23 protein-coding genes are annotated in these 25744 nt (G+C 36.2%); 11 read left to right on the top strand and 12 right to left on the bottom strand.

Annotated elements, in window-relative coordinates:
• The first annotated feature begins 67 nt into the window (after positions 1–67).
• From rsmI to NTX65_07680, 3 genes are all read left to right on the top strand, one after another.
• Positions 68–754 (top strand): 16S rRNA (cytidine(1402)-2'-O)-methyltransferase, encoded by a 687-nt coding sequence (gene rsmI / locus NTX65_07670; GenBank protein MCX6169200.1) that lies wholly within the window; start codon positions 68–70, stop codon positions 752–754.
• A gap of 12 nt (positions 755–766) precedes the next feature.
• A complete protein-coding gene (locus NTX65_07675) occupies positions 767–1216 on the top strand; it encodes a DUF1569 domain-containing protein (protein ID MCX6169201.1) in 450 nt (149 codons plus the stop codon).
• Positions 1217–1320: 104 nt separating this feature from the next.
• Complete coding sequence (locus tag NTX65_07680; GenBank protein MCX6169202.1) at positions 1321–1869, top strand: NifU family protein; 549 nt, start codon at positions 1321–1323, stop codon at positions 1867–1869.
• A 66-nt stretch (positions 1870–1935) separates the two neighbouring features.
• Here the strand turns inward: NTX65_07680 and NTX65_07685 are convergent, their stop codons facing one another.
• The 4 genes from NTX65_07685 to NTX65_07700 form a co-directional block, all read right to left on the bottom strand.
• Positions 1936–2097 (bottom strand): hypothetical protein, encoded by a 162-nt coding sequence (locus tag NTX65_07685; GenBank protein ID MCX6169203.1) that lies wholly within the window; start codon positions 2095–2097, stop codon positions 1936–1938.
• Positions 2098–2177: 80 nt separating this feature from the next.
• Positions 2178–4025, bottom strand: a complete 1848-nt coding sequence (locus tag NTX65_07690; GenBank protein MCX6169204.1) for a PQQ-binding-like beta-propeller repeat protein — start codon at positions 4023–4025, stop codon at positions 2178–2180.
• A gap of 98 nt (positions 4026–4123) precedes the next feature.
• Positions 4124–4588: a Cys-tRNA(Pro) deacylase gene (ybaK, locus tag NTX65_07695; protein MCX6169205.1), complete on the bottom strand. Its 465-nt coding sequence runs from the start codon at positions 4586–4588 to the stop codon at positions 4124–4126.
• 56 nt (positions 4589–4644) lie between these two features.
• Entirely contained in the window at positions 4645–6717 is a 2073-nt protein-coding gene (locus NTX65_07700; GenBank protein MCX6169206.1) for a carboxy terminal-processing peptidase, read from the bottom strand.
• 108 nt (positions 6718–6825) lie between these two features.
• Between NTX65_07700 and NTX65_07705 the strand changes: the two genes are divergently transcribed.
• A complete protein-coding gene (locus NTX65_07705) occupies positions 6826–7179 on the top strand; it encodes an MmcQ/YjbR family DNA-binding protein (protein MCX6169207.1) in 354 nt (117 codons plus the stop codon).
• 56 nt (positions 7180–7235) lie between these two features.
• On the opposite strand, the gene NTX65_07710 is transcribed toward NTX65_07705, so the two are convergent.
• The 3 genes from NTX65_07710 to pepT form a co-directional block, all read right to left on the bottom strand.
• Complete coding sequence (locus tag NTX65_07710; GenBank protein ID MCX6169208.1) at positions 7236–8930, bottom strand: AMP-binding protein; 1695 nt, start codon at positions 8928–8930, stop codon at positions 7236–7238.
• Between the two features lie 124 nt (positions 8931–9054).
• Positions 9055–9906 carry a cation diffusion facilitator family transporter gene (locus NTX65_07715; protein ID MCX6169209.1) on the bottom strand — a complete coding sequence of 284 codons (852 nt, stop codon included), beginning with the start codon at positions 9904–9906 and terminating at the stop codon, positions 9055–9057.
• A gap of 141 nt (positions 9907–10047) precedes the next feature.
• A complete protein-coding gene (gene pepT / locus NTX65_07720; protein MCX6169210.1) occupies positions 10048–11298 on the bottom strand; it encodes a peptidase T in 1251 nt (416 codons plus the stop codon).
• Between the two features lie 138 nt (positions 11299–11436).
• Between pepT and NTX65_07725 the strand changes: the two genes are divergently transcribed.
• From NTX65_07725 to NTX65_07740, 4 genes are all read left to right on the top strand, one after another.
• A complete protein-coding gene (locus tag NTX65_07725; protein MCX6169211.1) occupies positions 11437–12741 on the top strand; it encodes a thymidine phosphorylase in 1305 nt (434 codons plus the stop codon).
• 160 nt (positions 12742–12901) lie between these two features.
• Positions 12902–14215, top strand: coding sequence for a PAS domain S-box protein (locus tag NTX65_07730; protein ID MCX6169212.1), 1314 nt, complete (start codon positions 12902–12904; stop codon positions 14213–14215).
• 125 nt (positions 14216–14340) lie between these two features.
• On the top strand, positions 14341–15315 hold the full coding sequence (locus tag NTX65_07735) for a prohibitin family protein (GenBank protein MCX6169213.1): 975 nt from the start codon (positions 14341–14343) through the stop codon (positions 15313–15315).
• A gap of 67 nt (positions 15316–15382) precedes the next feature.
• The gene (locus tag NTX65_07740; protein ID MCX6169214.1) at positions 15383–15733 is read left to right on the top strand and encodes a DUF971 domain-containing protein; all 351 of its coding nucleotides are present in this window, start codon (positions 15383–15385) and stop codon (positions 15731–15733) included.
• Positions 15734–15801: 68 nt separating this feature from the next.
• Here the strand turns inward: NTX65_07740 and NTX65_07745 are convergent, their stop codons facing one another.
• From NTX65_07745 to NTX65_07765, 5 genes are all read right to left on the bottom strand, one after another.
• Positions 15802–16407, bottom strand: a complete 606-nt coding sequence (locus tag NTX65_07745; protein MCX6169215.1) for a TlpA disulfide reductase family protein — start codon at positions 16405–16407, stop codon at positions 15802–15804.
• 55 nt (positions 16408–16462) lie between these two features.
• Positions 16463–16654: a DUF6132 family protein gene (locus NTX65_07750; protein ID MCX6169216.1), complete on the bottom strand. Its 192-nt coding sequence runs from the start codon at positions 16652–16654 to the stop codon at positions 16463–16465.
• 63 nt (positions 16655–16717) lie between these two features.
• Entirely contained in the window at positions 16718–17188 is a 471-nt protein-coding gene (locus tag NTX65_07755; protein ID MCX6169217.1) for a septal ring lytic transglycosylase RlpA family protein, read from the bottom strand.
• A 255-nt stretch (positions 17189–17443) separates the two neighbouring features.
• Positions 17444–18430: a hypothetical protein gene (locus tag NTX65_07760; GenBank protein MCX6169218.1), complete on the bottom strand. Its 987-nt coding sequence runs from the start codon at positions 18428–18430 to the stop codon at positions 17444–17446.
• A complete protein-coding gene (locus NTX65_07765; GenBank protein MCX6169219.1) occupies positions 18427–20697 on the bottom strand; it encodes a TonB-dependent receptor in 2271 nt (756 codons plus the stop codon). Before NTX65_07765 ends, NTX65_07760 begins: the two co-directional genes overlap by 4 nt.
• 199 nt (positions 20698–20896) lie before the next feature.
• Between NTX65_07765 and carA the strand changes: the two genes are divergently transcribed.
• From carA to NTX65_07780, 3 genes are all read left to right on the top strand, one after another.
• On the top strand, positions 20897–22048 hold the full coding sequence (gene carA, locus NTX65_07770) for a glutamine-hydrolyzing carbamoyl-phosphate synthase small subunit (protein MCX6169220.1): 1152 nt from the start codon (positions 20897–20899) through the stop codon (positions 22046–22048).
• Positions 22045–25233 carry a carbamoyl-phosphate synthase (glutamine-hydrolyzing) large subunit gene (gene carB / locus NTX65_07775; protein MCX6169221.1) on the top strand — a complete coding sequence of 1063 codons (3189 nt, stop codon included), beginning with the start codon at positions 22045–22047 and terminating at the stop codon, positions 25231–25233. Before carA ends, carB begins: the two co-directional genes overlap by 4 nt.
• A gap of 78 nt (positions 25234–25311) precedes the next feature.
• Positions 25312–25716: a response regulator gene (locus tag NTX65_07780; protein ID MCX6169222.1), complete on the top strand. Its 405-nt coding sequence runs from the start codon at positions 25312–25314 to the stop codon at positions 25714–25716.
• Positions 25717–25744 lie beyond the last annotated feature (28 nt).

The following is a 25744-nucleotide window of genomic DNA, read 5'->3' on the forward strand; positions in this document are numbered from 1 at the left end:
ATTGGTTATCGTTGTCACCCCGAACTTGTTTCGAGGTCTTTAGTTTCAAAGATTATTATATCTAAAAATGACTAATAATTTAAAAACACTTTATATTGTTTCCACACCAATCGGCAATTACGAAGATATTACACTCCGTGCACTGAGTACACTTAACTCAGTTGATTTTATTATCTGTGAAGAATTCAAAGAAGCGCGACGGCTTTTATCTCATTTCAAAATTGAAAAAGAACTTCTCTCACTTAACGAACATAACCAGGAAGAATCTTCACGAGAGCTATTTGAGAAAATTTCTTCCGGTAAATCCGCTGCATTAATTTCAGATTGCGGCACTCCCCTTTTTTCTGATCCGGGACATCTTCTTGTACAGATGTGCATTGCTGCCAAAATTGATATAATTCCGGTACCGGGAGCGAGTTCACTTTTACCTGCTCTCGTAGGTTCCGGCTTTAATCTTGATAAATTTTATTATGCCGGCTGGCTTTCGCCCAAAAGCGATATTCGTAAAACGGAATTGCTGAAGTTGAAAAACGTCAGAGAGATGATTGTACTAATGGAAACCCCTTATAGATTAAAAGCAATTCTAACAGACATCTCGGAAATATTCGGCACATCTGTTCAAACAGTTGTTGCTTTTGATCTTACACTTCCCTCAGAAAAATTTTTCCGGGGAACGGTTTCTAGCATTCTAAAAATTGTTTCTGAAAAAAACCTCAAAGGCGAATTTGTTTTGTTAATAAATAATAAAAAGTAAATATGTTACGCCATGAAGACCTTATTCCAAAAAGAAACATTTGATGAATTAGTCAATAGAATAAATCAACTAACTTCAAATACACAAAGACTTTGGGGAAAGATGAATGTTGATCAGATGCTCGCACATTGCTCGGCAACTGTTGAGGCGGCAACCGGTGAAAAAGATTATCCTCAGGCTTTCATCGGTAAATTGATAGGACGATTTTTCAAAACATCTTTTCTAAATGAAGTGCCTCTTAAAAGAAATGGACCGACAAATCCAGATTTTAAAATTTCAAATCCACAAAGTTTCGGAAATGAAAAAGAAAAATTACTAGGTCTAATACAATCATTTTACGAAGGCGGAGAAGCAAAATGCACAACTAATCCGCACTCATTTTTCGGTAAGCTAAGTAAAGAGGAGTGGGCGCGCTTGATGTACAAGCATGTAGATCATCACCTGCAGCAATTTGGCGCATAGTATCCATTAATTATTGCTGTTGTATACGAGACTATATTTTAGTTAATTTTCCAGTATGGAACTAACGATAAAGATTTTGAGTTCCGAAGAAAGGGAGAAATATAATGTTACAAGTTCAAGATGTAGATCTTACACCAAATCCTCAGGCTCTAAAGTTTGTCATAAACGAAAAATTATTGAACCGGGAAACACGCAATTTTAAAACAAAAGTTGAAGCTCAGAACGATCCGCTTGCTAAAGGTATATTCGAAATTCCAGGTGTGGTTTCAGTTTTCTATATGGACAAGTTCATCACTATAGAAAAAGAAGCAAAGGTTGCATGGGGCCAAATTCAGCGTCCGTTTGTTGAGTTTATCAAAAATTTTGATAAGTCATTGATACCTGCAGAAAATGTTGCCTCACAAATAAGCAGCGAAGAAGAAACCGCACTTCTAAAAAAGGTAAATGAGATTTTAGATCAGCGTGTTCGCCCGGCACTCGCTGGCGACGGCGGTGGACTTGAGGTTACCGGCATGGAGGGATTAACTCTCAAGATTCGTTACCAAGGGGCTTGCGGCAGCTGTCCTAGCTCAATTAGAGGCACCCTGGTAGCTATTGAGAATCTATTGAGGCGTGAAATAAACCCAGCTATTGAGGTGGTTTCAGCCGATTAACAGAGTTATCAGTTTAAAACTAAAAATCCCGCCTTAAGCGGGATTTTTTGTCTGTAGCAACAAATTTTATTTAAGTGTTGTTACTTTGCTAATGTCGTCTAGCTTTACAAACTTCTCTTGAAATTTATAGCTGTTGCCGGATTTAACTGTTTTAATAAACTTGACATTAACAACTGTTGATTTTACTTTGCCTTTTGCCTTGTCACCAAACGATTGGGTTTTTGCCATGGCGTTTCTCCCTTAATTTTGATAGCAAACTTAAGAAAAATCTTCCAATATTAAAAACCACGCAATCCTAATCAGAATTATTACTGCATTCCGAATTCAACTGCATTTTTAATCATTGGTAGTGAAACCGGCAATTGCCTATTAACCCAAAGTTGAACTAAACCGGAATTTTTCGGTCCGCCATAATTTTTTAACCAGGAGGCAGCAAATCCATTTTCATCTTTTGCATAGACGGTGGTAACCTGATCCGGGGTTACGGCTGCCATTGGAATCCAGAAACCCTTCAAGCCGGCTTTAATTCCATCTTCCGTAACATAACAAGGAATTAACCCTTTCATGGCATCTGTTAATTCGCCGCCGTATTCAATTCCAAAATATTTAGTGGCTTTTCTATAATCGACTTCAGTGACAACACCATCTTTATTCTTAATATATGCCAATGGGTTTTCTCCAAGAAGAACAACTTTATTATCTCCTTTGAGATATTCGCGGAGTAAATCACTTTTTGTAGAATCATTATGAATAGAAGTTGGAAAATCGTTCCTAGCAAAAATAATTGCACTCGGTAATTTATCTTTTAACCGTTCTTCCATGAACAATTTTATTTTATTCCCGTCAACTAATTCATATCCTTCTTTTACGAAAAAATCTTTTATTATTTCATCGGATCTATTCTGAAACCAGTTGAATCCTTTTGACTCTTCCCAATAAACAGCTTTCTTTGATTTTTGCAATCGATCTGAATTTTTTGGAGAACCTTTGATTGCATAAAGATAACCGTCGTCGGAACCAAAATAAATCACGCCGTTATGAATAATTGGTGATGAGTGAATTCTATCATCGGTTTTGAATTCCCAAAGTTTAATTCCGGTCTCTACATTCAATGCAAAAAAGTTGCCGGAATAATCTCCTCCGTAGGCAACATTACCTGCCACTGCTATAGAAGTCCAGACTGGTGTTGCGGTTTTGAATCTCCAAATCTCGGTTCCGGTTTTAATATTCAATGATTTTACAAAATGTCCGTCTGAAGTTCCCACAATTGCATTTTCATTAAATATTGTCGGAGTTGAAATAACCCACGACATTTTTTGATCGTCTTTCCAGTTTAGTTTTCCGGTTTCCATATCAACACAATAAAGGCATCCTTCTCTACTTCCAATCAAAATATAATTTTCATGAATTGTGGGTGAAGAAATAAACGCCGCTCTATCAAAGCCAAAATCTTCTATTTTAATTGTTGCACCGGATGTTTCAAAGATCCACTTGGGCTTTTGTGACTTTAAGTCCAATGCATAGAGCTTACCAGCCATGTCTCCGAAATATAAAATTCCGTTGGCTACAGCAGGTGTACTTCTGACTCTTGATCCAACGAAAAATTTCCACAATAATTTTCCGGATTCAGAATTTACCGCATATAAATTGCCGTCACCGCTTCCGATATAGACAACTCCATTATAAATTGTTGGGCTTGAAAGATAGTAGTCAAATTCCCATTTGTAGGGTAACTCATTTCCAAGATTAATTTTCCAGAGTTCATTGCCGTCAAGGTATTTCAGGCAGTAAAGAAATCCATCTTTACTTGCAAAATAAATTTTATTATTTGAAATGGCGGGAGATGAAGTTATAGCGCCACCGGTTTTAAATTTCCACAATAAATTTCCCGAATTTTCATCGAGGCAATAAAAATTTTTGTCACCGCTTCCAAAAAACAATTTGTTTTGAAAGACGGCAGGTGTTGATCGGATTGAACCGCCGGTTTTATAAAAATATTTTGCTTCTGGGGCTGATACAACGGGTGTTTCATTGTAAACAGATGAATGATTATTATCAGATAAAAAACTGATCGGTGTAGAACTGCTTTTTTGAATTTGAGCATAGACCGCCGATGAAATTAAGAGAGATAAAACAAGTAAATATTTATTCTTCAAAGCTCCTCCAAAAATTATTTTATTGTGCAAGTTAGACGATTTGAATTTGGGACTGGTGTCTGAAGGGTGTTGGGCTGATGAGTAATTATTTTGACACTTTAAATCAGATCAATAAATATTGCTTTAGTTATCCGGGCCAAATCAGTCGGATCAAGATTTATCTGTATACCACGAACACCGGCGCTGCAGTAAATTTTTTCAAAAAGCTGGGCAGTTTCATCTATAAACGTTGGAAATAATTTTTTCATGCCGATAGGAGAACATCCGCCGCGTATATAACCTGTTAACGGCTGCAATTCCTTTACTTTTATCATTTCAATTTTTTTGCTGGCGCTTGCAACTGCTGCTTTTTTCAAATTCAATTCAAAATTACCGGGAATAACAAAAACTAAGGGTTCATTCTTTTCATTTCTCGCAACCAAAGTTTTGAAAACTGTTTCCGGTTCGGCTCCAATTTTATGAGCTACCGAGATTGCATCAATTTCTTCTTCATTGGATTCGTATTCAGTTGCAGTATGAGAAATGTTTTGAGATTCTAATATCCGGATGGCGTTTGTTTTCATCGGCTTATCTGTTAAATAAAACTCCCCTTCCAAAAATGAAAGGGGAGTAAAAAAAGTTATCCAACTTTAGATAAAATTAAATCCGCCAAAATCCTTCCGCTCTCTTTCAATTCATAATCGCTAGCATTTGTACCCGGCGTTGGAACTTCCTTCTTTTCCTCTATCTTAATTCCAAGGGTTTTTGCACGCTCTTCCTCTCTCTGCTTCCGTCTCAATTCGGCTTCATCCCTTTCTTGTCTGCGAATAGTTTCATTCAAAGAAATTTCTTTCTTCTCATGGTTCATTGTAAACTCCTCAACATCTTGCTGCAAATACTGATACTCGGGATCTTTCTTTATCCGCTCATCATGTTTTTTTTGAAGAATTGGAAAAGATTTTGAAAGATCGGAAAATCTTTTGAACTGTGCAGAAGGGATTTGATCCCACGGTAAAGCGCTCGTTTGACCACTTTCACCGAACTCTTTAGCATTAAATTGTGACGGAAAATCAATATCAGGCTTAACTCCTAAAAGTTGTGTAGTGCCTCCATTGATCCTGTAAAATTTTGCAAATGTGAGTTTTAGCTGTCCCAATTTTTTATTTGGAACTTGAATCGCGCGGTTCAGATCAATCATGTTTTGAACAGTTCCCTTTCCATATGTATTTGAACCAAGAATTAATCCTCTTCCGTAATCTTGAATTGCCGCGGCAAAAATTTCAGAAGCAGAAGCGCTAAAACGATTTACAATAACTGCTAAGGGACCATCATAAATTATATTTGGGTCGGGATCCTGATCAATTTCAATATTATTTGTCGAATTCTTTACCTGTACAACCGGGCCATCTTTTATGAATAATCCTGTAAGTTGAATTGCTTCTTGAAGCGATCCGCCGCCGTTATTCCTTAAATCCAAAATTACTCCATCAACTTTTTGTTCTTTTAATTTATTTAAAAGATTCTTTACGTCGCGTGTTGTACTTTTATAATCGGGTTTCCCTTTCTGCTGACCTTCAAAATCCGTGTAGAAAGACGGGAGTTTAATAACGCCGAGTTTAAAGTTTGTACCGTTTTCTTCGACGTTTATTATTTCATCTTTCGCAGCTTGTTCTTCAAGTTTTACTTCTTCGCGTACAATTTTAATTTCTGTCGGAGGATCGCTAGGACTATTTTTCGCTTTTAATATTTGCAATCGAACCAGTGTTCCCTTTTTACCTCGAATCAATTGAATTGCATCATCTAATCGCCATCCAATTACATCAACCATTTCACCGCCATCACCTTGAGCAACCCCAATAATTTTATCTTCTTCATGAAGCAGTCCGCTTTTATATGCTGGGCCGCCGGGGACAATACTTGCAACGGCAGTGTAGTCACCATCCTGTCTTAATGTTGCACCAATTCCTTCAAGAGAAAGTTTCATAGCTATATTAAAATTATCTGATGCCGAAGGGGAAAAATAATCGGTATGCGGGTCATAGACTCGAGTAAAAGCATTCATAAATAAAGCAAAGACATCCTCTGTTTCATATTGTAAAATTATTTTATGATAGTTATGATACCGTTTGGTTAAAAGATCCTGTGAATTTGTCCAATCCTTTCCAGCAAGAATCATATTCAACGCATCATTTTTAATACGCAGCCGCCATAGCTCATCAAGTTCTTCGCTTGATTCTGCCCAGTCGGCTTTTTCACGATCTGGTGCAAAAGATTCATTTACCGTGAAATCAAATTTTTGTTTGAGAAGCTCATCAACATATTTGATTCTTTCAGCTAAACGTTTTTTAAAGACGTTAAATATTTCGAAAGCAGGGTCTAAATTTCCGGATTTCAAAAAATCGTCCATTTGTGTTTTATACTTTTCGAATTTCTGAATATCGCTTTTAATAAAGTAAAGTTTGCTGTTATCCAGAGCTTCAAGGTATTCTTTGAAAATTACGGCCGAAACAGAATCGTTAAGCGGCTGCTTTTTGTAATGATAAAACGAAAGAAATTGTGTAATAACCTGACATTCACGTCTATATGTTTCATCGGGTAATACAACTTTATTCGAGTCTATTGAATGATCCTTAGCTAAGACTTCACTCGGATTTTGTGCATTGTTAATCGATGATAGCACAAAGAGAACAATAATTACAAGTAGTTTCTTCATCTGTTTTCCAGGATTTATAAGTTTGGATTATCTTACACCAAAATACAAGTTTAGTTTCAAAAAAATAATGCTAAATTCAAGCCGTTATTTATTACTTATAGAACAATAATGGACATAGAAAAGGTTCGCAATTACTGCATAAAGAAGAAAATGACTTCTGAAGGATTTCCTTTTGGAGAAGAGGTTCTTGTCTTTAAGGTAATGAATAAAATGTTTTGTCTTGCAAATTTAACTCCGCCGTACACAATCAACTTAAAATGCGATCCGGAATATGCTGTAGAGCTACGTGAAAAATATAGTGCTGTTACAGCGGGTTATCATATGAATAAAATTCACTGGAATACAATTTTCTTAGATGGTTCCATTCCCGATAAAGAAATTCTAAGTTGGATTGATCACTCATATGAACTGATAGTCGCTAGTCTTCCCAAGAAAGATCAATTATTGTTTAAGAAAAAGTAATAACAGATTCTGGACGCAAGTTTCAAGAATCAAGCATCTAGAATCGGTCATCAAATTCATTCCACATAAAGATATCTTTTAATTTTTTGAGTCGGAGTTTTTTCAAAAGGTTCTCGCTGTTCAATAATTTTATTGATACGCGAGAATGTGTTAACTCTTTGGTTGATCTGTACAAGTAGATCGGAAAAAATTTTATTAATGATCTCTCGTGCCTTTGGTTCAGTCAACCGTTGTAATTTATATTCCAGGTCAATTTCATCAAAGTTCGGATATATTTTTGCAATAAGTTGATCGCCTCTAGTTATCACTAATGATTCTGCAACGTAAGGAAATTCGTTTATGATTGATTCGATCTCTTCCGGATAAATATTTTTGCCGTTAGGGCCAATAATAACGTTTTTGGATCTTCCTTTAATAAAGAGATATCCATCTTTATCAATCACACCAAGATCGCCGCTTTTAAACCAACCGTCTGAAGTAAAAACTTCTTTTGTCTTTTCGGGATCCCTGTAATAGCCCTTCATGACATTCGGACCTTTAATAAGAACTTCACCTTCTCCATTCTTTGGGTCCGGGTTATCAATTTTTACTTCCATCCATTGCATAACTTTTCCGGCAGAGCGGAGCCGTACACCTTGGGGGTTTGTGCCCGTTACAAGCGGAGAAGTTTCGGTTAAACCGTAACCTATTGCATAAGGAAATCCAGCTTCATTCAAAAACCTTTCGACATCTGCAGCAAGCGACGCACCACCTATACAAAACATTTCCAATTCTCCACCAAAGGTTTGCATTAATTTTTTGCCGGCAATTTTATGTAACCGTTTTCTTATGGTTGGGATTTTATAAAGACCTCGTACGATTGCTTTCTTATTAAATTCCGGCAAGATTCTATTGCGGAATATTTTTTCAATGATAAGCGGAACAGCCAGCATAACGGTTGGTTTTACTTTTGTTAGCGCGGGAAGGAGTGCCGCGGCAGTCGGCGGTTTATCCAAGTATGTTACAGAAGCACCTTGAATGATCGGGATTACTAATCCAAGAGTAGATTCAATTGTATGGAAGAGAGGAAGAATTGACAACATTCTTGTGTTGGCATCAACATGAACCATATTAAGAGTTGAGAGTGCGTCCGAGACAATATTTTTATGAGTTAGAATCACTCCTTTCGAATGTCCCGTAGTGCCGCTTGTATAAAGTATCAAGGCAATGCTTTCTTCTTCAACTTCGCCTGGCAGCAAACCAACGAATTTAAGAGCCGCTTCTTTAATTTTTGCAAACTCTTTTTTACCGCCTGAAATCACTTCTTTTAAAAGATCATTTTTTGTATTAGCAGGTATAACAGAAAAGTCATCTAATAAAACCGTTGTCGATAAAGAATCAACATCCGCATCTTCAATTTTATTGAAATATTTTGCCGAGACAAAGATTGCTTTACTTTCCGAATGGCGAAGTATATGATGTACTTCCGTAGAATTAAATTCCGTCATAATAGGAACAGCAATTGCGCCCATCGTTGTAATGGCAAAGTAAACTATTCCCCAATTCGGCTGGTTCTCGCTAAGAATTGCAACTTTGTCTCCGGCAATTATTCCCTCGTCTTTGAGAAAGGATGAGATAGAATCTACTTTTGATTTAAATTCCCGGTAAGTAATTTTAGTTCTATCTACAAACGAAACAGCAGGACGGTCAGCAAATTTTTCAGCACTGTTATTCAGAACATGTAGAAGCGTCATCTTTTTTAATTCGGTCATTGAACTACTCTTTATTTTTATAGAAGAAAAATACAAATAATTATAGATTCTTCATTCAGAGATTGGGGATTTCGTTAGTTAGTCTAAAATAAAATATGCAATTGTTACATTCAGAAGACATTAATTAAACCGGGTCCACGTGTACAAAAACTTTCTGAACCTCTTCAATTTTTTCAAGCGTATATCTTACTTCATTTCCAATATCGTGAGAAATTTTAGTTGAACTGTTTTTATCTACTTCAACATGAATTTCGATGTGGAATTTGTCTCCCACATAATGAGAGCGAAGATCATTAATCCCTTTCACTCCGTTTATTTGAAGAGTTAGATTTTTTATTTTCTCTGTAAATTCTCTATTGGCGGAACGGCCCATAAGGTAATCAAGATTTTCTTTAGCTACCTCGTACCCGGATTTGAAGATAAACATCGCTACCATTATGCCTGCAATGCTGTCTACCATTTTAAAATTTAAAGCCACGCCAATTACACCAATCAATGCAATAGAAGATGCAAGAACATCATTGATGCTATCAACGGATGCTGCGCGTACCGCTGGACTGTTAAATATCCTTCCAATACGAACTTGATAACGGTTCAATAAAATTTTTATGATGACCGTAATTATCAGAACAACATATACAGCGGGAATTGTATGAATCACCTGCGGTTCAATTAAGCGTTTTATCGATTCTTCAATAATATTGATTCCGACAACAAACGCGAAGACAGAAAGCATAAAAGCCGCAATCGGCTGGGCTGCGTTATGACCGAACTGATGTTTTGAATCCGGCTTTTCATGCGACATATTTACCGCAATCTTAATTCCAATTGAAACCAGAATATCCGTAAATGAATTTAATGCCTCGGAAATAACTGCGATGGAATTAGATAGAATACCAACGATTGCTTTGATTATGAAGAGAAAGATATTTATAGCAAGGGCAACATCAGTTGCCCTCTTAAGTCTTTTTGGCATTATTTATTCACATAATTAGATGAATGAATAAAAATATAAATTTAGAATTAACATGCAATATCATCAATTCCAGTTACATCAAATTACTCTTTCTATCTTTTCTTTTTTCCTACTTTTCATTTTTCGTTTTTTCCTTTTCCCTTACGCTTTTTCTTCCCACACATTTGCAAGTGTTACAATCATTTTGACAGCAGCTTCCATATCTTGAACGGCAACATATTCTAAGAATCCGTGAAAGTTATGACCGCCTGCAAACAAATTTGGAGTTGGTAAGCCCATAATGCTCAAACGTGAACCATCCGTTCCGCCGCGAATTGCTGATTGAATTGGTTTTATACCAAGACGCTTCAATGCTTCAAGTGCGTTTTCTTCAACCATTGGATTCTGATCCAACACATATTTCATATTCCGGTATTGTTCAATCACTTCAAAGTCCAGAGTTGAACCTGGGAATTGTGCAACTGTTTTTTGGCAAAGATCTTTTAAAAAACTTTCATACTCCTTTAATTTACCAGCTTCAAAGTCTCGAATGATGAATTTTATTACTGCCTGAGTTTCGTTACCATTGATTTGAGTTGGATGAACATAACCTTGCCGTTTCTCTGTTGTTTCAGGTGAAAGAGAATCTTTAGGAAGCATTTCTAAAAACCGTGCGGCAATTTTGACAGCATTAATCATTTTATCTTTTGCATAACCCGGATGAACATTCTTACCGTTAAACTTAATTACAACAGCATCGGCGCTGAATGTTTCTGTTTCTACTTCACCGCGAGTTGAACCATCAATTGTGTAAGCGTATTTTGCGCCATATTTTTTAAGATCAAATTCTTCCGTGCCGCGTCCCACTTCTTCGTCGGGAGTAAAACAGACGCGAATTGTTCCATGTTTTATTTCTGGATGAGTGATGAGATAATTCATCGCATCCATAATTTCAGCTATACCGGCTTTATCATCTGCACCAAGCAGCGTTGTACCATCAGTTGTTATTATATCGTATCCAATCATATCTTTTAATTCAGGATTGCCTGCCGCATCAATAATTTTAGTTGGATCTCCGGTTAGAACAATATCTCCGCCTTGATAATTTTTGTGAATGACCGGGTTAACATCTTTCCCGCTTACTGCAGGTGATGTATCAACATGGGCTATAAAACCGATGGTAGGAACGTTTTTAGAAGTGTTAGAAGGTAATGTAGCCATAACATATTTGAATTCATCCATTTCAACATTTTTCATTCCGATCTGTTTCAATTCTTTAACCAGAACTTTGCTAAGTTCAATCTGTTTTGGATCACTAGGAAAAGTTGTTGAGTCTTCGTTCGATTGAGTATCAAATTTTACGTATTTCAGAAAACGGTCAACACAAGTAAATTTGTAGTTAGAGTCAAACATTTTTGCCTCGATTCTGTTTAAGATTATTATTTTTGATAGCAAGTTAATGGAAATTGAGTAAGAGTTTCAATGAAAAGTCACTAGTTTAAAATTTTTGCCTATTAGTACTTTTCTCAATCTTAACCTTAGGAATTAAAAATGAATCCAGTTGAATTAATTAGAAAAAAACGAGATGGAAAAATATTAAGCGATTTAGAAATTGAATTTCTTGTTTCAAACCTGACAAATGGAAAGATACCGGATTATCAGTTCTCCGCATTTTTAATGGCCGGATTTCTAAATGGTCTTAATGAAAAAGAGACCGCGGCTTTAACTAAATCAATGCTTTACAGCGGAAAGGTAATTGATCTTTCTTCCATACCCGGTGTAAAAGTTGATAAACATTCAACCGGCGGTATTGGTGATAAGACTTCATTGATACTTGCACCGATTGCTGCAGCGGCCGGAATAAAAGTGCCGATGATAAGCGGTCGCGGACTTGGACACACGGGCGGAACACTTGATAAACTCGAATCAATCCCTGGATTCAGAACCAATCTTAATTTAAGTGAATACAAAAACGTAATTAGAAAATGCGGGGTTGTATTAATTGGGCAGACTAAAGAAATCGCTCCAGCAGACAAATTGATTTACGCATTACGGGATGTTACTGCTACGGTTGAATCAATTCCGTTTATCACCGCAAGCATTATGAGCAAAAAATTAGCGGAAGGAATTGACGGACTTGTTCTAGATGTTAAAACCGGAAGCGGTGCATTTATGAAAAGACTGGAAGATTCAAAAGAACTTGCACTTTCGCTCATCAACACCGCAAAGGCTTTTGATAAAAAAGTCATCGGTTTTATTACGGACATGAATCAGCCGCTTGGAAATTATATTGGCAACTGGCTTGAAATTTATGAATCTGTAAAAGTTTTGCAAGGTGAAAAAGTTAACGATTTACTTGAAATAACTTTGAATCTCTCCGGCGCTATGATTTTTCTTGGAGGAAAAGCTAAATCCATCAAAGAAGGTATTGAGATTTCAAAAACAATGATTGATAATGGTAAGGCATTCGAAATATTTTTAAAAATGGTTCAGCTTCAAGGCGGAAATATCTCATTATTGAAACAACCTGAGAAATATCCGAAATCTAAAATTCACGAAAAACTTTTTGCAGATAAAAATGGATTTCTTGAATCGACAGATAATTATGAAATCGGAATGGCCTCGCTGAAACTTGGCGCCGGAAGAATGGCTATGACAGATAAAATTGATATGAAAGCGGGAATTATTTTCTATCCAAAAATTGGAGATCGAATTAAAAAAGGAGAACTAATTGCAGAACTTTTTACAGATAAAAAAGAGAAAGTTGACGAGGTTAAGAAAAAATTACTCACATCAATAAAATTATCAAACACTAAACCGGCACCGGTAAAGTTTATAAAATCTTTAATGACTTGATAGAATTATTCTCCTGATTGATTTATTCCCAAACTCATAGAAGTTCAAAAAGAGCCATTCGTGAAGCGGTAATTAATATTTGGCAAAGATCATTTCTCCCCTCAACTTTTCGAAGATTAGTCCGATAATGAATTGGTGTATTATAAATCTTGAGCTCTAAGTGAACTTTTTACTCGAAAAATTATTCAAAAATGAAAGATTTTTAAGACAATTTAACGCTCTCTTTTCTTTAAAAAAATGGCAATTGTTAATCGGAACGTTGATCGCTGCCGAGCTTTTTACATTTCTGCTTAATAGCATCCAAAGTATTATCTGGTGGCATTTCTGGTCTTTTGAATTAATCCTTATTGGAACCATTGACGCACTATTTATAGTTGCCCTTCTTGCTCCTCTGGTAATTACACTTGCCGGTCAAACGGCTAAATATGCTGAGTATAAAAGAAAAGCCGAAGAGGAAGCAAAAGCACAGGCAGTATTAAGCGAAGGTGAGAAAAAATTCAGATCATACCTTGAAAATTCCGTTGATGTAATAACTGTAGTGGACGAGAAAGGCTATATAATTTACGAAAGCCCCTCGAGCAAAAAAAACTTTGGGTATGAACCAGCAGAAGTGATTGGAAGAAGTGCAATTGATTTCATTCATCCCGATGATGTAAATATAGTTATTGACACCTTTACTCAGGCAATTCAGAAACCATACTCAACAAAATCAATCGAATTACGGTTCTTAAAAAAGAACGGTGAATGGGCAAACGTACGCGTCTCAGGTAAGAATATGATATCAGACCCGATCATAAAGGGTATTGTTCTAAACATTTTTGATATTACAGAAAGAGTTAAAATCGAAACTCAGCTGAAAAAAACCATTGTCGAAAAAGATATGCTTATGAAGGAGATCCATCATAGAGTTAAAAATAATTTTATGACTGTTTCCGGTTTGCTCTTTCTTCAATCTGAACTTGTTAATGAACCTAAAGTCACCGAAATCTTTTTAGAATGCCAGAACAGAATTCGTTCGATGGCTTTAATCCATGAAAAATTATATCAGTCGGAAACTATTTCTGAAATTGATATTTACAGCTACGTACAAAGATTGGTAAGTTATATTCAATCCAGCTATATAACCGGATCAGCTTATGTTTCGATAAACTTAGAAATAGATCACACCATTAGACTTGAACCGGAAAAAGCAATTTCGATGGGGTTAATTATTAACGAACTTCTTTCAAATATTTTTAAATATGCTTTCAAGAACAAAGAAAGCGGAATGGTATGGATAGCTTTATCTAAAAAAGCCAATCAATATTGTCTAATCGTAAAGGATAACGGTGTTGGTTTACCCAAAGAATTTAATATCTCCGGCTCAAATACGTTAGGGTTCAAATTAGTTGAAATGATGTCTATGCAGATGAATGGCAAATTGAACATATTGGTTAATAATGGTTCGGAATTTAGAATTGAATTTCCAGCTTAATCTGAAATCTCTCACCGTTAAAATTTGTTCTTTCAACGATTCACAAGCAAAACGGTTATATCATTCGAAAAAAAAATTTTTGTATTGTAGAATAATAATTACATCTAGGATATTGCAAATCATTCATGAATTGGATCAATATTCTATCCACATTTTTCCTTTTCTTTTTCTTAACTTCACCGTCAAAGACAGATAGTGTTAGCGAATTAATTAAAATGGGAAAAGGAGGAGATATGTTATTCATACTTGCGTTTATATTACTTGCCGTATCGGTATTGATCTACATCAATTCAAAAAAAAGTGGGAGAATTCAGGAATCAAAGTTTTCGCTGATCGGAGTTACAATTGGAAGTCTTCTTGTGCTGGTTCAAATTTTCACTGTTGTTCCTGCTGGAACTGTTGGCGTTGTTGATTTCCTTGGAAGTGTTAGCAATACGACTCTAAAATCTGGTATTAACCTCGTTAATCCATTAGCTAACGTGATCAAGTTCAGTATTAAAACTCAAGAATTAAAAGAGACTATGAATGTTCCGTCAAAAGAGGGACTAAGCGTTCAGCTTGAGATAAGTTTGCTCTACAGTCTTGATCCGGAAAATGCATCAAAGATTTACAAAACTGTTGGAGAGAATTACGAGGAAATTATTATAGTTCCGCAATTCCGCTCGGTTGTCCGCGGCGTAACCTCCGAATACGAAGCGAAAGCTCTTTACACAGAATCTCGTGAACAGTTATCAATGAAGATGAAAGATCAATTAGAAAAGTTAATTGGTCCAAGAGGAATAACCATAGAATCCGCTCCTATGCGACAAATAATTTTACCAGCTGGGCTCACTGCATCTATCGAGCAAAAACTTCAAGCAGAACAAGCAAGTCAACAAATGCAATTTGTTTTGAAAAAAGAAGAACAGGAGGCAGATCGTAAGCGAATCGAAGCTAAGGGTATTGCTGATTTTCAAGAAATTGTTGCAAGAGGTATCAGCCAAAATTATCTGCAGTGGAAAGGTATTGAAGCAACCGAAAAGCTATCGAACTCTACTAACGCTAAAATTGTTATTATTGGAAGCGGGAAAAACGGGTTACCTATTATTTTAAATCAATAATATGAAAGGTAAGAAGTGATAAGTTAATTTTATATTTAATTTTTCATTCTTATAATCAAGAAAAAATATGAGCACACCGACAAAAATAAAATTATACAAGCAGGAATTCCTTGAGGTAACATGGGATAACGGCAAAGTAATAAAATACCCTTTAAAATTTTTACGGGATGAAACTCCCGATGCGGGCAATAAAGGAGAAACCATTTTATGGAAACATTATGCGCCGCAAAAACAAGAGCCGTTAAAACCGGATTCTTACGAAATAGAAAAGATTGAAACGGTTGGAAACTATGCGATTCAAATCAAATGGAAAGATGGATACAATTTTGGAATTTATTCTTGGGAATTACTAAATCAGTTTGCCGATTATCTAGAAGTTAGAGAAAATCTTCATCAAGATTTCGATCATCATCACTAGAAATATAAAATGAACAAGGGCAAGAATATTCTTGCCCTTGCCCAATTTTTTCAATTCAATTAATCGATTTATAACAATTTTTTAATATGACCTTCATACGTTGATATTGGGATTAATCCTTCATAAGAAGCAACAATCTTTCCCTGCTTATCAATTACAAAAGAAGTTGGTATTGCGCGAATTCCTCCGTACTGCTGATAAACATTCATATTACCATAGACCACAGGATAATTCATTCCCTTTTCTTTTATGAATGGAACTACTTCGTCTTTGGTTTCAGTATCAACCGAAACCCCGATGATTTCAAATCCTTTTGTGCCGTATTTTTTCTTCAAAGAAATCAAATCGGGAATTCCTTTGCGGCACGGCGGACACCAAGTTGCCCAAAAATCTACAATTACTACCTTACCTTTTAGATCGGAAAGTTTAATTGATTTACCATCGGTTGTAGGAAGCGTAAAATCTGGTGCGAGTGCAGATGATTTTTGCGCACTCGGAACATAATTAGGCGGATAGGGACCGTTTTCTTCACTTCTTCCAAATAAATAATCTGTGTTATTAAAGATGAACAATAAAATAATTACGCCTATAAAAAAACCAGTGTAAATCCAGCTTCTATGTTTTTTGGTCAATCCGACAAATTTATTTTTCTCAGTGGATTCTTTTTGTGACATTTCTTCCTCGCGATTAATTTGATGCAAAAATAATAATTAATTAAAATTCTTGAAGCTATTTTTTTTCCTCTTCGACTTTCTTCTTGGATGGAATAAGCCAAATTGCCCCTACAAGAGCTCCATACAAGGTGGAAATATATGGATTACTTGAAATTGGACAAGTTCCAGTCCGGCATCCAATAAAATAATAATACAAAAACCCTATTGCTGCCCCGCCAAAAACCGGTAAAACTTTTCTTATAATCATTTTTTATTACTCTTTATATTACCACTATATATGATGATAAAGCGTGAAGAAAGATGCAATCTTTTATTTTTTTCCGGTTCCCCACTCAAGCACCTCAACTTTTACTTCCGTAATACCCACAATCAGCATATCGAGTTCCTTGGCAACTCCCAGGGATAGATCAATTATTCTGTCCGGGCGATATGGCATTCTATCGTTAATTTTAATGATAACATTCTTATCATTCGATAGGTTGGTAACTCTCACAACAGTTCCCATTTGATATGTTGGATGTGCGGCGCTTAGACCGTACATATCATAAACTTCGCCGTTGTATGTAATTAGTCCGTTATATTTATCTGCATAATAGGAGGCCACCCCGATTACGGTTTCCAATACCTCTGCATCCTTGTACTGGTTAAGATTTTCAAATCGGGAAGGCGTTCTGTCATCGAAACGTGAACCGTTAGTTGTAAAACGGGGAGCTGACGCACAAGCCGGAAGTATAATTAGTATGCTAAAAACTAAAATATAAAAAGTTAGCCTGAGCTTCATTTAATTCACGATAAGTTTCTTTTAAAATAATAAAGGGAGCGATCAAACGCTCCCTTAGCTTCAAAGTGTACCAAGAAATTACCAGCCGGAAAACTTCTTAGTACCGAATCTTTGCAATTATAACATATTGATTTACGGAATAATTCAATTTGTTCTTTATCACACCACCAGAGATAAGAAAACGATCAAACGAAAAATAGATCAGTACAAAAAATATTTTAGACAATGAATATCACTAAACTCATATTTGTAAAATCAGAAAGATCTATAACCAAAAGTTTTGACGTAAGCTGGTCTTATCGGAACATCAATTTGTGTTGAATTTAGAGTTCCGAAAATTCCTAATCCTCCTTTAACATTGGTAAACTCGGGTTGAGTTACTCTAACTGAAAATTCATCTAGAAATGTTTTTTGCGCTGCATAATAAAATGCTAGATTCTTATCAGCTATAAGTAAACGGAATATTGCTTTATGAATAATGTAATTTTGTTTATTAGGATCGCCGGTAGAAATTTCTTCTAAAGATCTTCTAATAGTCAAAGTATCGAAAATGGCATTTGTAACATTACTTTGAATTGATGGATAAATAGGAATTTCCCCATTATCTCCCCAGATATATTTGAGTGGAACCTTTTTTTGAAGTTCGACTTGAACTCCATTTTCAATTTTAGCATATGCAATTACAAGTTCAGGCACATAATAAATTTGAGCATTTTTTGTAAATTGAGTTACTGGGGTCCATGAGAAATTTATAAAATCTCCTAAAGTAGCAATGGGTATATTATAAAATTTATCCTCTATAACATAACGCGAGATAAAAAGAGTAGTTGATTTTGCGGTCAACACTTTTCCACTAGGCAAAACTGCTTCAATTGTTATGGGACTTTCAAAAGCTGGTTTAAAATTTTTGATGTAATAATAACTCATTGGCGTAGTATATCGGGATCCTGCCGGACGAACAAGAGTTGTATCCCGGAACAAAAATGTTTCTCCGGTACCTTCATATATTAATTTTATCTTTGCCCCTTTAATAAATGGATCATTTGAATTTGTTAATGGGTCGAAACCATTCACATTATAAGATTTTGTTATTGTCGCTACCTGAAATGATGTGTCTCCTCTTATAACACAATTTAATGCATAAACCTCTCTGAAGTCAGTTTTGGGATTTACATTATCGTCACAAGAAATGATTACAATTATATTCAGCGCTATAAATAAAAAGAGAAATAATTTTCTCATAACTCCACCTTGAAATTAACTGACGGCAAAAATGGAAGCATGTTTACTCTTTCGCCGGTATCCCTTCGGAAATAAAACAGATTATTCCTGTTATAAACATTTAACACACTAACATCAATATACATCTTCAAACGATTTATTTGAATCTTCTTTGACAAACTCAAATCTAAACGGTGATAATCCGGCAGCTGACCTGTATTCATATCGCCAAGTAATACGAACGGATTATAAGCATCAAGTAAAAATTTATTATCCGAGAGTTGATCTATTGTTAGACGGTCATAATAACCAGCTATTTGAGTAAACGGAAGTCCGGAAGTGTAAGTCCACACGGCGCTGGCAGCCCAGCCATTGCCAAAATCAGCTTCCAAAGATAAATTTACATTATTGCGGGAATCGTACCGCGGTGAATAAACAACTCCTCTAACATCCTTAAATGCGCGCATCCATGCATACGAGCCGGTAAACTTGAATGGATCAAATTGGTATTTTGTTTCAAACTCTACTCCGTATGCTTTACCGGAACCGGCAATAAGATCGGGATCAGATTCAAAATATTTTTGATCGTTAACGATTGCCAAATCGTGCATAATTTTATAATAACCTTCTAAATTAAAAGAAAGGTTGTATGACGGCGTAATTTCCAATCCGCCTATATAATGAATAGCACTTGATGGACTTAAGTACAGAGGTGTTATGACCCACGGATCGAAAATGGAGACTACTTCATTTTCGTCCGAGATAGTTACTAAATCTTGCATATAAATACCCCAGGAACCTTTAAGAGCTACTTCGGGAATGAATCTTAAAGTAAAGCTGGTTCTTGGTTCGAGAAAGACCGAGGAGCCGCCTCCGGCAAAACGCGTTGCATGTGCTCTTCCGCCAATATCAGCTCCGAACATTGAACTTCTCAAAATTTTATATTTGACATAAGCACTTACATTAACTCCATGTGTACTTGTATTTGTTGCTTGTCCTCTAAAATTTTCTAATGTTAAATCCGTATGGACTTCGGTTATCTTAAACCCGCCGGCTAATTCATCTTTGCTGTCATACACATAATTGAAATCAAGCCGCATTGTAAAATCGGTCAAGTTGTTTTTCAGCCCTTTGGCTCCGCTAAGATTAGGAATTTTTTCTCCGTCGAAAGAACTATAGGAAAGATCCAATTGATAAAAAAGGGGCGAATCCGAAACCTGAAAATAATTGAAATCGAGTGTTCTATTATTCCATTTGAAGTCCTCGCGAAGCGGGTTATTATTCATAATTTTATCACCGCTATTGAACATGCTGATGGAAAATTTGGCATCTTGTAAAAATGAATTATCCGAATAAGTTGCTTTTGCAAAGAGATCATAAAAATCTGCCGGTATTGAATTGTTATTTCTAAATTTCTTTAAAATAACATCAGAATAATTTTTTCTTACGCTAATAATAAATGAACCGGAAGGAATAGGTCCTTCCAAAAAAAGTTTTGCAGTTAGTAAACTGATGGAAGCTTTTCCCCCGAAGGAATTTTTATTGCCGTCTTTAGTATTCACTTTAAGAACTGATGACAAGCGGTGAGTAAATTCTGCCGGAAATCCTCCCTTGTAAAATTCCATAGAACTGATCATATCCGGATCAATGGCACTGAAAATTCCTAATGCATGGTACGGATTATAAATAGTGGTGTTATCAAGTTGAACCAGGTTTTCATTACTCGGACTGCCGCGCACATAAAAGCGGGCTGAAACATCACCACCCGTTTGTACACCGGGCATAGTTTGTAATGATCTGAAAATATCCAGTTCAACTCCCTTAGGTAAATTTTCAAGATCCCGGATTGCAATTCTTTGAAGACTTAAATCTGTCGCATTTTCTTTAGCAACTCTTTCACCTGTTGTTTCAACCGTCTTCATTTGAATGTTTGTTGATGGAAGAAGAGCCCGCAAATTAGTTACAACGTACGGTTCAATCTCAACAACAAATTGTCTTGCCTTATAGCCGACATAAGAAATTAAAACAGTTAATCTCTTATTCGGGAGAGAAGCCATTACAAAGAAACCGCGGGAATCCGTTGTCGCGCCTCTATTTAATTCCTTAATTATAACATTTGCATATGGAAGAGCTTCGGCGGTCAAAGAATCGGCAACAAAACCGCGGAGAATTCCTCTCTCCTGCGCATCAACAATACTATAAGAAATAAAGAAAAGAAAAATTATGGTAATGAAATGCATTGGTATGAAATGGTCTAGTCGAGAATGAGTCGTAGTAGAATTATTCAATCAGCATCTCCAAAATTTTGATTTCAACTTATGGTAACAACATTAAACATTCAATGGAATAATAGAGGACAAAAGTTAATTGAGTCCGTTGTTAAAAGAAATGGTTTTGTGTGTTCATAGAATTTTTATACTTTCGTGCATCATTTTTGAACCTCTTCCTTCCATTTATTCCAGAAAAGATTGATAGGAGCTTAAAAGATTGATCAAAAAAACACCGACCAAACAGACTGCAAGATTAATTTTAAAAGATGGAAATATTTTTGAAGGAAAACTTTTTGGCGCTTGTAAGTCAATTGCCGGTGAAGTAGTATTTAACACAGGAATGGTAGGATACCCGGAAACATTAACCGATCCATCTTATAAAGGGCAAATACTTGTAATGACCTTTCCGCTTGTTGGTAATTACGGAATTCCGCCTACTAGCTTTGCCGATAATTTGTTAATCTCAAAAAAAACTCATTACCCAAAATCAGATTCAACTCGTTCTGCCTCATGGGAAAAAGATCTACCAAAATATTTTGAATCGGACCGAATTCAGGTACAGGCATTGGTCGTTTCAGAAGTATCCGAATCCTTCAGTCATTGGAATTCAATCGAAAGTCTTGATTCCTGGTTAAAACGTTTTGCCGTTCCGGGAATTTACGGAATTGATACCCGCCGGCTTACAAAAATTTTACGCGAGCACGGTACAATGTTAGGCAAAATTGTAATTGGAGAAGAAGAAGTTGATTATTACAATCCCGATGTTGAAAATCTTATTTCAAAGGTAACCATTGATAAAGTTGAAAGTTATGGTACCGGAAAAAAAAGAATATTATTAATTGATTGCGGATGCAAGAAAAGTATTATTACAAATCTCCTGATGAAAAAAGTTTCTGTATTACGAGTTCCATATGACTATGATATTGATAAAGAAGATTATGATGGTGTTCTTATTTCAAATGGTCCGGGCAATCCCGTGGTTTACAAGCAGCTTGTTGCTTCCGCAAAAAAGCTAATACGGAAACAAGTTCCAACATTAGGAATTTGTATGGGGCATCAAATACTTTCTCTAGCAGCAGGTGCAAAGACTTACAAATTAAAGTACGGTCACCGGAGTCAGAACCAGCCGGTAAATCAAGTTGGTTCCAACAAATGTTACGTCACATCGCAAAATCATAGTTTTGCCGTGAACACAAAATCTTTACCCCGCGGCTGGCAGCCATGGTTTGAAAATCTTAACGACTATTCAAATGAAGGTGTTATACATGAAAAACTTCCCTTCAGAAGTGTCCAGTTCCATCCGGAAGCAATGCCGGGTCCCGTTGATACAGGTTTTATATTTGATGAATTTTTGAAGGATGTGAAGTGAAAAATAAAATCAAAAGAGTTTTAATTATCGGAAGTTCAGCACTTAAGATAGGCGAAGCAGGAGAATTTGATTATTCCGGTTCACAAGCAATTAAAGCTTTGAAAGAAGAAGGCATCTATACTATTCTTATAAATCCGAATATTGCTACAATTCAAACTTCGGATTACCTTGCTGATCAAGTGTACCTTCTTCCAATCAACACAAATTATGTTGAAAAAGTAATAGATAAAGAGAAACCAGATGGAATCATTTTGGGATTCGGCGGACAGACAGCGCTCAACTGCGGACTTGCGCTTCACCGTGAAGGCATATTAAAAAAATATAAAGTACAAGTTCTCGGTACACAAATCTCAGCCATCGAAAATACTGAGGACCGACAATTATTTTGCAACAAACTTTCTGAGATTGATGTAAAATTTCCCCAAAGTAATGCAGTTAATTCGGTAGAAGATGCTGTTGAATTCGCGAAAAACATTGGATACCCTATTATTATTAGAATTGCATATGCGCTTGGCGGATTGGGATCGGGAGTATGCCGCAATAAAAATGAAGTGAGAAAACTTGCGACAAAAGCACTCTCCTACTCTTCACAAATTTTGGTTGAAGAATATCTTGAAGGATGGAAAGAAATTGAGTATGAAGTAGTACGCGACCGATTCGACAATTGCATTACTGTCTGCAACATGGAAAATATTGATCCGATGGGAATTCACACCGGGGAAAGCATTGTTGTTGCACCAAGCCAGACATTAACAAATAATGAATACCACATGCTGCGTGAAGTTGCAATAAGAACAATTCGTCACCTTGGAATTGTCGGCGAATGCAATATTCAATATGCATTAAATCCTAACTCTCAAGATTACCGGGTTATAGAAGTGAATGCCCGTCTCTCCCGCAGTTCAGCTCTTGCATCGAAAGCAACCGGTTACCCATTAGCGTTCGTAGCAGCTAAACTTGCACTCGGTTATGGACTTCACGAATTACCTAACTCAATAACAAAAACAACAAAAGCATTTTTCGAACCGGCGCTTGATTATATTGTTATAAAAGTACCACGCTGGGATTTGAAAAAATTCCGCCTTGTTAAACGTCAGCTTGGTTCTTCGATGAAGTCAGTCGGCGAAGTGATGGCTATCGGAAGGAATTTTGAAGAAGTAATTCAAAAAGCAATGCGGATGCTCGATATTGGTGTTGAAGGATTAACCGCAAGCAGAATAAAAGTTGAGTTCGACGAACTTGAAGAAGCACTTCGCAATCCAACAGAAGAAAGAATTTTTGCCGTAGTTCAAGCTTTGAAACAAGGCTACTCTGTTGATTGGGTTCATTCATTAACGCATATAAATAAATGGTTTCTCCATAAAATTCAGAACATTGTTAATATTGAAAATCATTTGACTGTTTCAAAGAAAAAAATTTCCAAAGAATTATTACTTGAAGCAAAGCAGCATGGTTTTTCCGACCGCCAAATTGCAAACGTAATTGGAAAAGATGCTCATGATGTTTATCTGTTGAGAGAGAAATACAATATTCATCCGTTCATTCAGCATATAGATACTCTCGCTGCAGAATATCCTGCCAAGACGAATTATGTTTATCTTACTTACAATTGTTCTGCGCATGATTTCGAATTCAATCTGAAGAAAAGCATAATAATTCTCGGCTCCGGTCCTTATAGAATTGGAAGTTCGGTAGAATTTGATTGGTGTTGCGTAATTACTGGAAAAACTTTACGTGAGATGGGCTACAAAACAGTTATGATAAATTGTAATCCCGAAACAGTCAGCACAGATTATGATCAGTTTGATACTTTATTTTTTGAAGAACTAACAACAGAAACAATTTGGGAAATTTACGATGCCCTTAATCCGCGCGGTGTTATTGTTTCAATGGGCGGACAAACCCCTAACAACCTTGCATTAAAACTTCATAACATCGGAATAAAAATTCTTGGAACTTCTCCGGATTCAATTGATAAAGCAGAGAACCGCAGTAAGTTTTCCGCAATGTTAGATGAACTCGGAATTGAACAACCGGAATGGAGTAAACTTAGCAAAATAGATGATGCATTAAAGTTCGCAAATAAAGTTGGTTACCCGGTACTAGTTCGTCCGTCTTACGTGTTAAGCGGTGCGGCAATGGCAATTGCAACAGATGATATCGAACTAACTCGTTTTCTGCAAAAAGCAGTTGATGTTTCTCCTGAACATCCGGTCGTAATTTCAAAATTTTTAGTTAATGCAAAAGAATTAGAATTTGATGCTGTCGCGCAAAACGGTGAGATTGTTTGTTCGGCAATTTCAGAACATGTTGAAAATGCCGGAGTGCATTCTGGTGACGCCACATTAGTCCTCCCTGCACAACGAACTTATCTGGAAACAATGAGGCAGATAAAACAAATCTCCGCGGATATCGCAAGATCGCTTAAAATTAACGGACCATTCAATATTCAGTATATAGCAAAAGATAATCGTGTAAAAGTAATTGAATGTAATTTGCGTGCATCCCGAAGTTTTCCGTTTGTTTCAAAAACACTAAAGAAAAATTTTATCGAAATTGCTTCAAAAGTAATCATCGGGAAAAAAGTTGAGAAATGGGAATATTTTACATTTACCTACGATTACGTTGGAGTCAAAGCACCGGAGTTCTCCTTTACCCGTCTTGAAGGTGCCGATCCAACGACAGGCGTTGAAATGGCATCAACAGGCGAAGTTGCCTGTTTAGGTCGCGATTTTGATGAAGCATTCTTAAAAGCTCTTACTTCCGTAGGCTACCGCTTTCCAATCCGGGCTATTTTAGTCTCTTCGGGTACAATTGAATCTAAATCTGAATTACTAGAACCAACTCGTCAGCTTGTGAAACTAGGAATTAAATTTTATGCTACCCCTGGCACCGCGAAGTTTATGAAAACAAACAAAATTGAGGCTGAAGAAGTAGAATGGCCCTCCGGCGGGAAGAGTCCAAATGCAGTTGATCTTATTAAATCCAATAAGATTGATCTTGTTATCAATATTCCCAAAAATTTTCAGCAGGATGAATTAACAAATGATTATTTGGTTAGGAGAACTGCCGTTGATTATAAGATTCCCCTTATTACGAACCGCCAACTGGCAATGAGACTTGCCGAAGCGATCATCAATAAGGATCCCCTTAACCTGGAAGTAAAGAGCTGGGGCGAGTATTGAAAAGCTAATCTAACCGTTTCATCTGGACACAATTATTCTTATTTTATTGTAAGAATATAAACTTAAAGCAGGTTCATTTTGAAAGAAAGTAAATCGAAACCGGGACTGCTGATTGTTGAAGATGATATTGAGAATCAGAAATTTCTAAAAATTTTTTTAAGGAAATCATTTGAAATAGATATTTGCGATTCCGCCGAATCTTTCTATGTAAAACTCAAAGAAAAAAAATTCGATGCTATTCTTATGGATATTTCTCTTAGGGGCACAAAAGACGGTCTCCAATTAACAAAAGAAATTCGCAACGATCCGAGACATTGCAACATACCAATCGTTATTCTTTCTGCTCATGCATACCAAAAAGATAAAGACAATGCCTATAATGCTGGCGTTGATATATTTATTACCAAACCCGTCCAGGGGAATATTCTCATAGAGAGCCTTAGAAATGTTCTTGAGCAGAAATCTGGAATTATTCTGGACTAATCTTTTTAAATAAATTTCAAATAGAAAA

The organism is Ignavibacteriales bacterium (genome assembly GCA_026390795.1).
In the GTDB taxonomy this organism is placed as follows: domain Bacteria; phylum Bacteroidota; class Ignavibacteria; order Ignavibacteriales; family Melioribacteraceae; genus Fen-1258.

Excerpts from the sequence above, each read along its gene's own strand:
- NTX65_07750 (MCX6169216.1), bottom strand. The coding sequence starts at position 16,654 with ATGATTATAAGAAAAGTTTTACCGGTTTTTGGCGGGGCAGCAATAGGG.
- NTX65_07760 (MCX6169218.1), bottom strand. The coding sequence starts at position 18,430 with ATGAGAAAATTATTTCTCTTTTTATTTATAGCGCTGAATATAATTGTA.
- NTX65_07685 (MCX6169203.1), bottom strand. The coding sequence starts at position 2,097 with ATGGCAAAAACCCAATCGTTTGGTGACAAGGCAAAAGGCAAAGTAAAA.
- rsmI (MCX6169200.1), top strand. The coding sequence starts at position 68 with ATGACTAATAATTTAAAAACACTTTATATTGTTTCCACACCAATCGGC.
- NTX65_07740 (MCX6169214.1), top strand. The coding sequence starts at position 15,383 with ATGAGCACACCGACAAAAATAAAATTATACAAGCAGGAATTCCTTGAG.
- NTX65_07705 (MCX6169207.1), top strand. The coding sequence starts at position 6,826 with ATGGACATAGAAAAGGTTCGCAATTACTGCATAAAGAAGAAAATGACT.
- NTX65_07745 (MCX6169215.1), bottom strand. The coding sequence starts at position 16,407 with ATGTCACAAAAAGAATCCACTGAGAAAAATAAATTTGTCGGATTGACC.
- NTX65_07675 (MCX6169201.1), top strand. The coding sequence starts at position 767 with ATGAAGACCTTATTCCAAAAAGAAACATTTGATGAATTAGTCAATAGA.
- pepT (MCX6169210.1), bottom strand. The coding sequence starts at position 11,298 with ATGTTTGACTCTAACTACAAATTTACTTGTGTTGACCGTTTTCTGAAA.
- NTX65_07700 (MCX6169206.1), bottom strand. The coding sequence starts at position 6,717 with ATGAAGAAACTACTTGTAATTATTGTTCTCTTTGTGCTATCATCGATT.
- ybaK (MCX6169205.1), bottom strand. The coding sequence starts at position 4,588 with ATGAAAACAAACGCCATCCGGATATTAGAATCTCAAAACATTTCTCAT.
- NTX65_07710 (MCX6169208.1), bottom strand. The coding sequence starts at position 8,930 with ATGACCGAATTAAAAAAGATGACGCTTCTACATGTTCTGAATAACAGT.
- NTX65_07715 (MCX6169209.1), bottom strand. The coding sequence starts at position 9,906 with ATGCCAAAAAGACTTAAGAGGGCAACTGATGTTGCCCTTGCTATAAAT.
- NTX65_07680 (MCX6169202.1), top strand. The coding sequence starts at position 1,321 with ATGTTACAAGTTCAAGATGTAGATCTTACACCAAATCCTCAGGCTCTA.
- NTX65_07735 (MCX6169213.1), top strand. The coding sequence starts at position 14,341 with ATGAATTGGATCAATATTCTATCCACATTTTTCCTTTTCTTTTTCTTA.
- NTX65_07755 (MCX6169217.1), bottom strand. The coding sequence starts at position 17,188 with ATGAAGCTCAGGCTAACTTTTTATATTTTAGTTTTTAGCATACTAATT.
- NTX65_07725 (MCX6169211.1), top strand. The coding sequence starts at position 11,437 with ATGAATCCAGTTGAATTAATTAGAAAAAAACGAGATGGAAAAATATTA.